Origin of the sequence: Paenibacillus sp. P2(2022), assembly GCF_029522175.1 — a bacterium.
In the GTDB taxonomy this organism is placed as follows: domain Bacteria; phylum Bacillota; class Bacilli; order Paenibacillales; family Paenibacillaceae; genus Paenibacillus; species Paenibacillus polymyxa.
Genome location: NZ_JAKWFI010000031.1, coordinates 1 through 674 on the forward strand (window position 1 = coordinate 1; position 674 = coordinate 674).

Genomic DNA, 674 nt, shown 5'->3' on the forward strand with positions numbered 1-674 from the left:
GTGAGGTAACCGCAAGGAGCCAGCCGCCGAAGGTGGGGTAGATGATTGGGGTGAAGTCGTAACAAGGTAGCCGTATCGGAAGGTGCGGCTGGATCACCTCCTTTCTATGGAGAATCGTTTCCTGCAATGGAAACATTCAAATCAGCAGGTACATGTACCTGCGACCGGATATTCAATTCGGTTCATCACATTCGTGTGAATGAAATGGATATCCTGAACTTACTCACTCGTTGCTCAGTTTTGAGAGTTCAAACTCTCAAGCTTGGACGAATGTTTCATTCACACATCGTGTGGAAACGAAATATTCATCAGGCTTCGCTTCGACGAAGCGAATTGCACCTTGAAAACTGGATACCGAATCGAAATTGCGTTTTAGAATATTCCTTTAAGCTGATCTTGTGTAAACAAGTGAAATAAAGGTAGCTGCCTTGAATTTCATTCACACGTGAGTGTTGAACCGAAATTCAAAGCAAATCGTATTTACGATGTAAATACTAGGTTAAGCTACAAAGAGCACACGGAGGATGCCTAGGCGCCAGGAGCCGAAGAAGGACGTGGCGAACAACGATAAAGCCTCGGGGAGCTGTAAGCAAGCTTTGATCCGGGGATGTCCGAATGGGGAAACCCGGCTGTCTTCATCGACAGTCACTACTCACTGAATTCATAGGTGAGTG

Annotated in this window: 2 rRNA genes; both read left to right on the forward strand. The window is 46.0% G+C overall.

Going from position 1 to position 674, the window contains the following annotated elements:
- Positions 1-104 (forward strand): 16S ribosomal RNA (locus MMB75_RS25995); the annotation flags it as partial.
- Positions 105-497: 393 nt separating this feature from the next.
- Positions 498-674, forward strand: a 23S ribosomal RNA gene (locus MMB75_RS26000); the annotation flags it as partial.